The following is a 6,086-nucleotide window of genomic DNA, read 5'->3' as shown; positions in this document are numbered from 1 at the left end:
GTCTACGACAACAAGCTGATGGACGGTACCTCCTCCACCACCTTCGCCCCCCTCATGACCACCAACCGGGCCATGGTCGTCACCATCCTGTGGCGGCTGGAGGGCCAGCCCGAGACCGACGACGCCACCCTGTCCTTCACCGATGTGGAGAGCGGCGTGTGGTACACCGACGCTGTGAACTGGGCTGCCTCCAAGGGCATCGTCAAGGGCTACAGCGACACCGTGTTTGCTCCCAACGACACCGTAACCCGCGAGCAGCTGGCCACCATCCTGTACCGCTATGCCGAGTACAAGGAGTATGACGTGTCCGCCAGGGGCGACCTGACCACCTTCACCGATGGCAGCGCCGTGTCCACCTGGGCGGCCGACGGCATGACCTGGGCGGTTGGCGCTGAGCTGATCACCGGCAAAGATGGCGGCAAGCTGGATCCCACCGGCACCGCCACCCGCGCTGAGGTTGCCACTATTCTCATGCGTTTTTTGACCGCGTAAGACCACCCATATTTCTTTACTTCTTTTCCAGGCGATGTCCGGGGACATTGTCCCCGGCCATCGCTGGTATATCGCTGTTATTAAAGTATGATAAAATTTCATACTTTCCTGATCGGAAGTATATGGAGTAATATAAAACTACCAATATAAAATAATGGGATTTTTTGGCTATAGTGCACAAGCAAACCAGGCAATAGTCCCCGCCATACCACTGACGAGGATTTTTGTAGATTACAAAAGGAGGAAGTAGGATGAAAAAACAAATGGGCAGAGTTCTCAGCCTGCTGCTTACTCTGGCGCTGGCTTTGGGGCTTACAGGCCCACTGCCAACGGCAGCAGCAGAAACTGAGCTCACATTGCCTCCCCCGGCGGTAGATCTCTCGGAGGGATACTCAGAAGATCCCAATGCCTATGAGATCTATCCCGTGCCCCACTCTGTGGAGTACGGAACCGGCTCTTTTACCATGACCAAAGAGGTCAACGTGGTAAAGAGCACCAATGTAGACCAGTACACCGTAGACTTTTTGGAAGAGATTCTGACTCGCTTTGACCGTACCATGGTCGTGAGCAACACTCTGGATCCCTCCAAAACCAACATTCTGCTGGGCATCAAGGACGAAAACACCCTGGTAGACGGCCAGGCAGGCGAGCCGAAAGCTTACCCCGACCTGTTCAATCCGGCCAATGATCCCGGTACCGTCCATAAGTACGACTCCTACCTGCTGCGTGCCGACGCCGGTACCAATCCCAACGGCATCATCACCATCCAGGGCCAGAACGTGGATGCCGTCTATTATGGCGTGGCCACCCTGCAGATGATGTTTACCTCCTTCTACGGCAATAAATTCCTGCCCGTAGTGATCGAGGACTATTCCAACACCATCTTCCGCGGCTTTATCGAGGGCTTCTATGGAGGCCATACCTATGAGGGCCGCGAGAGCCAGATCCGCTCCATCCGGGATGTGAAGGGCAATATCTATGTCTTCGCGTCCAAGACCGATCCCTACCACTCCAACAACTGGGATGAACTTTACCCGGCAGAAGAGCTTGCTCAGATCCAGCATCTGGTGGAAGTGGGCAAGCAGATGCACGTGGAGTACACCTGGTCCGTCCACATCGGTAAAGGCAACTTCTTCTCCGGCTGCAGCACCGACCCCAGCGCCGGCGTTGCCTACGAGAAATACCGCGAGAACGTGGAGAAGCTGAAGGCCAAGTTCCAGCAGCTGTACAATGTAGGCGTACGCAGCTTCCACATCCTGAACGATGACTACAACAGCGGTACCCCTGCACAGGTAGCCACTCTCCTGAACGAGATGAACGATTGGCGCAAGAAGAAGGTCTGCCGCCCCATCATTTACTGCCCCAACGGCTACAATGTGGGCTGGGCCGGCAATGGTTCCGAGCTGCGGGCCCTGAACGAGGCAGGTCTGGACAAGGATATCTACATCTACTGGACCGGCTCCGACGTCAACTCCCCCATTACACAGGAGAACATCAGCTGGCCTTATGAAAAGTCCGAGCACTATCCCGTAACCTGGCTGAACTATCCCTGCTCCGAGCACGATAAGGCCGGCATCTATCTGGGCGTCAGCAGCCACTATCTGGCCGACGCCGACAACATTACTGGCCAGATGGGCATCATCTGTAACCCCGTGGACTACCCGGAGGCCAACAAGGTGGCCTACTTCCAGATGTTCTCCTGGGGCTGGAACCGGGACAACTACACCAGCTATATGGATACTCTCTGGGAGGACTGCTTCAAGTACCTCCAGCCCGAGGTCTATGACGCCTATCTGACCATCGCCCGCAATGTGTCCAACTGCCCCGACTCCGGCCGCATTCCCCAGGGCTTCCCTGAGTCTGAGTACTTGAAGGACACTCTGGATTCTGTCCAGGCCAAGGTCCTGGCCGGCACAGCCAAGGCAGATGACCCTGAAATTGTGGCCCTTCTGGCCGAGTTTGACCACATTCTTTCGTCCGTAGAGCTTTTCAAGGCTGATTGTGCCAACAAGAACCTGGTGGCAGAACTGACTCCCTGGCTCAACTCCCTGGTGGGCGTCGTCAACGCCTCCAAGAGCGGGATCGAGGCTGCTATCGCCATCAACAACGGCGATCTGGACGGCGCCTGGACCGCCTATTCCGCCGCCGGCATCGGCCTGGACGAGTGGGACAACTACAAAACCCCCAATTATGATACCGTAACCGCCAAGGCCGGCAGCCGGTATCTCCAGCCCTTCGCCACCGATCTGATGGACTATGTGTCCGACGAGATCGTACCGCTGCTCAACCCCGGCGGGCTGAACAAAGAGCCCACCTTCTACGCCGTTCTGGGCGGCAGGGAGATGGAGGCCAGCGCCGAGTCCGACAAGATGTTTGACGGCAATCCCGAGACGTTCGCCGCCTTCGGCGTCAACCAGAAGGCCGGCGACTACTTCGGCATCGACCTGGGCACGGTGAAGGAGCTCAACTCCGTCCATGTGCTTCAGGGCCGTACCGCCAGCCATCACGACTACTTCCACAAAGCCGTGCTGGAGTGCTCCGTGGACGGCCAGCACTGGACCGCGCTGACCGAGAAGGTCAATTCCCATGACATTCAGGTATCCGGTCTCTCCCTGGCCGCCCGTTATGTACGCCTGCGCCTGCTGGAGACCGGCTACGGCAATAAGCCGGATTTCTGGACCGACGTGCGCGAGTTCACTGTAGAGACCGCCGGCGATTCTGAGACAGAAAAGGGTCTTTTCTACACCAACACCGAACTGACCGGCACCGTGATCGAGGACGGCGGCTACTACACCATGTCCGCCATGCCCGGCGTTACTCTGGCCAACCGTGAATATGTGGGCATCCGCCTGCCTGAGATCATGGGCGTCAGCGAGATCACTCTAGGCGGCGCTCTGCCCGAAGGCCTTACCCTCCAGTACTCCGCCAACGGGGTGATCTGGACTGACGGCGCCCCCGAGAGCAGCGCTACCATGCGCTATGTACGTCTGGTGAACAACAGCGGTACGCCCGTTACCGGCAACTTGCCCTCCGTCTCCGCCAAGGCTGCCTTTATTCAGACCGACCTTACCTTCGATTCCACCAACATGGGCCTCTACGAGGGCTCCTGGAACAATATTGTGGACGGCAACCGCAGCACCCTGGCGTGGACCAACGCCAAACAGACGGAAGGCCAGTATATCATCTTTGACATGGGCGCCAAGCAGCCCGTGTACGATGTGACTTTGTTCTTCCCCGAGCAGGGCGACCACCCCCGCTTTACCAGTATCAGCGTCAGCGACGGCATCGATCCCAACGGTGAATGGACCGTGATCGGCAACTTTACTGATAATTCCGAGATGGATCCGCCCTATCGCTACTATGCCTGCAACGGCAACGGCGTGTCCGGCCGCTACATCAAGATTGAGATCACCCAGACCGCCGCAGGCTGGATCAAGATGAACGAGCTGGAGGTCAACAAGAACCTGGACCAGGAAGGCCCCAGCGGCGGCTTCTCCGGAACCCCCGAGGGCGAGTTCGACCTCATTATGGACGGCAAGCTGTCCACCTTCTTCACCCTGGATCAGGTGGACGAGGACGGCGGCTACCTGCAGTACCTGATCTCCGAACCCAAGACTTATGAAAAACTCTCCATCCTCCAGGATCCCTCCGCCATCTGCGGCGCTGAGGTCCAGGTCCAGAACCTGGAGGAGCAGTGGATCACCGTGGGCGTTCTGGATAAGGGCGTCAACACCTTCCCCACCGCAGGCTACGGCCCCCTGCTGAGCGTCCGTCTGAATTGGGAGCCCGGTACCGCGCCCGCCATCGCCGAGCTGATCCTGGCCGAGGGCGGCGCCGCCGCAGAAGTGCCTGTGGGCACCGCTCCCCTGCGCTTCCCCGCCATCTACGAAGCCGATACCACTCCCCTCGTCATCTCTGTGCCCAACGGTACCCCCATTGACAAGGTGGGTCTGCCCTTCCAGGCGGACGTTGTGCTCAGCGGCGGCAATACTGTCACGATTCCCGTGACCTGGACCTGCGACAACTACAAGGCTGACACCGCCGGCCAGTACACCTTTACCGGGTCTTATGACCTCTCCGGCGGTCTGTCCAACCCCGGCGGCTTCACTTTGAGCGCTACCGTCACCGTAAACGACCCCGTTGACACGTCTTCTGACGCTGTAACGACGGCCGGCGAAGAGGAGAACCTGGCTCTGGAGCATCCTGTCTATGCTTCCGGCCTTGAGGTCAATAGTCAGACCTTCGCCGCTGATGCTGTGGACGGTAAACTTGACACTCGCTGGAGCGGCAACAAGATGAAGGTCGATGACACCGCCGACTCCTGGATCGTGGTGGATCTGGGTGAGGATGTGTGCGACATCACTGAGGTTTCCTCCAGCTATTATGCCAAGGTATGGCCCAGCGACTATGTGGTACAAGTGGCCGGTTCTGACTTTGTACCCACCGACTACAGCACTGTCAATGTAGGTACGGTAAGCGATGAGAGCGCCTTTGAGGGCCAGAACGCCAAGGACGCCAGCTGCTGGACCACCATCGGAACCTACACCGGTATGAGCGGCGACGGCCGCACCGATGCCCTGACTAACTTTGAAGCCGCCATTCCGGAGGGTACTCGTTACCTGCGTCTCTACTTCACCAGTATCAACCAGAGCGCTTTCGGCCACTCCATCGGCCTGAACGAGCTGGAGGTCACCGGTACCCGCTACCTGGATCCCACTGAGCCGGGCGAGCCTGAAGATGTGGTGGTGGAGACCGTAATGCCTTCCGTGGCCTACGGTCGGCTCAACACCGCGTTTAACGATCTGGAGCTGCCTGCGTGCGCCGTAGTTGCCCTGTCCGACGGCACCACCCTCCGCTTCCCCGTGGCGTGGAGCGAAGAGGTCTATGATGCCGCCTCCACTGAGCCTCAGACCTTGACCGGCACACTGGATCTGTCCGGTACCGGCATCCTCAACGAAAAGAACCTTACCGCTTCCGTGACTGTAAACCTGTCCGGCGAGCCTACTGTGGTCAATGTGCTGGTGAACCCCACCAGCCTGGGCGTGGACTACGGCACTTCCTTCGAGATGCTCAACCTGCCTGAGCAGGTGGTTCTGGAGCTGTCCACCGGCTTCGGCGTCGCCTGTGATGTGACCTGGGACAGCACCACCTACAACCCCAACGCCGAAGACACTCAGTACGTCCGCGGCTCCGTACTCTACAACGGCCAGACCTACGAGGCCGTCATGCCCGTGGATGTAGAGGACGCCCCCGTGGATCCTGAGGGCCCCACCGTCTCTACCGCCTACGTCATCACCGTGGAGGACAGCGACAACGGCACCGTGACTCCCAGCCGTACCCGCGCTTCCAAGGGCATCACCGTCACTCTGACCGTGAAGCCTGACGAGGGCTACAAGCTGGATACCCTCACCGTCACCGACAAGAACGGCAATGAGCTCAAGCTCACCGATAAGGGTAACGGCAAGTACACCTTCACCATGCCCGCCTCTGCCGTTACTGTGGAGGCCTCCTTCACCAAGGACGATACCCCTGTGGACACCGGCCTGCCCTTCACCGACGTGAAGGCCGACGACTGGTTCTTCGAGGCTGTGAAG

General features: G+C 58.8%; 2 protein-coding genes. Both read left to right on the top strand.

All coding sequences use genetic code 11. The features are described 5' to 3' along the window. A partial coding sequence (locus B5G40_RS16410; protein ID WP_143383452.1) for an S-layer homology domain-containing protein occupies nucleotides 1-492 on the top strand: 492 nt, incomplete at its 5' end. A 251-nt stretch (nucleotides 493-743) separates the two neighbouring features. Then, a partial coding sequence (locus tag B5G40_RS16405) for a beta-N-acetylglucosaminidase domain-containing protein (RefSeq protein WP_206407264.1) occupies nucleotides 744-6,086 on the top strand: 5,343 nt, incomplete at its 3' end.

Origin of the sequence: Flavonifractor sp. An9, from assembly GCF_002161245.1 — a bacterium.
Classification (GTDB): domain Bacteria; phylum Bacillota; class Clostridia; order Oscillospirales; family Oscillospiraceae; genus Flavonifractor; species Flavonifractor avicola.
This window is presented reverse-complemented; position numbering and strand designations above follow the sequence as displayed.